This window comes from Kitasatospora sp. NPDC057223, from assembly GCF_042669755.1.
Classification (GTDB): Bacteria; Actinomycetota; Actinomycetes; order Streptomycetales; family Streptomycetaceae; genus Kitasatospora.
The window spans coordinates 1-1,165 of the sequence record NZ_JBHUWW010000307.1 but is presented as its reverse complement, the minus strand read 5'-3'; the positions used below and the strand labels follow the sequence as shown (position 1 = coordinate 1,165).

Genomic DNA, 1,165 nt, shown 5'->3' with positions numbered 1-1,165 from the left:
CTTCATCCGGGACTGGTCGGCCGCACCCTGGACCGGCCTGGGGAACTACCGCATGGCGGTGGACTTCAGCGCTCCGGTCGGCCGGTCGCTCCTCAACTCGTTCTGGACCACGTGTAGTTTCACCATCCTGTCGGTCGGCATCTCCTGGCTGCTCGGCACCGCCGCGGCGATCTACATGCAGGACGCGTTCCGGGGACGGGGAATCCTGCGGGCCCTGTTCCTCGTCCCCTACGCCCTGCCGGTCTACGCCGCGGTGATCACCTGGTCGTTCATGTTCCAGCGCGACACCGGCCTGATCAACCACGTGCTGGTCGACCAGCTGCACCTGATGGACGACAAGCCGTTCTGGCTGATCGGCGACAACAGCTTCACCGCACTCGTCGTCGTCTCCGTCTGGAAGTCCTGGCCGTTCGCGTTCCTCACGCTGATGGCCGGCCTGCAGAACATCCCCAAGGAGCTCTACGAGGCCTCCTCGATGGACGGCGCCGGCGTCTGGCAGCAGATCCGCAAGATCACCCTGCCCTCCCTGCGCCCCGTCAACCAGGTGCTCGTCCTGGTGCTGTTCCTCTGGACGTTCAACGACTTCAACACCCCCTACGTCCTCTTCGGCAAGTCCGCACCGGAGGCCGCCGACCTCATCTCGATCCACATCTACCAGTCCTCCTTCGTCACCTGGAACTTCGGTGTCGGCTCGGCCATGTCCGTCCTGCTCCTGCTGTTCCTGCTCCTCGTGACGGCCGTCTACCTCTTCCTCACCTCACGACGGAGGGACGCCGATGCCTAAGACACCCGTCTCACCCATGGCACCCCCGGCCTCCTTCCGGTGGTCACGGCGGATCTTCCTGCTGCTGCTGTCGGCGTTCGTGCTGACCCCGCTGTTCGTGATGATCAGCTCGTCGATGAAGCCGCTGCAGGACGTCCAGGGCGCGTTCTCCTGGATCCCGTCCAGCTTCACGCTCCAGCCCTACGTCGACATCTGGACCACCGTCCCGCTCGGCGACTACTTCGTGAACTCCCTCATCGTCTCCGTCAGCGCGACCGCGCTGTCGGTGGTGATCGCGATCTTCGCGGCCTACGCCGTCAGCCGCTACCGCTTCCGCGGACGCAAGCTGTTCACCGTCACGGTCCTCTCCACCCAGATGTTCCCCGGCATCCTGTTCCTGCT

Annotated in this window: 1 protein-coding gene and 1 pseudogene; both read left to right on the top strand. The window is 64.9% G+C overall.

Translation table 11 applies throughout. The features are described from left to right. Window positions 1-784: carbohydrate ABC transporter permease (locus ACFUK0_RS40215; RefSeq protein WP_380259054.1), on the top strand; the 784-nt coding region annotated here is incomplete at its 5' end. Continuing rightward, window positions 777-1,165 (top strand): annotated as a pseudogene (locus tag ACFUK0_RS40210) (carbohydrate ABC transporter permease); the annotation flags it as partial. The gene ACFUK0_RS40215 and the pseudogene ACFUK0_RS40210, both read left to right, overlap by 8 nt.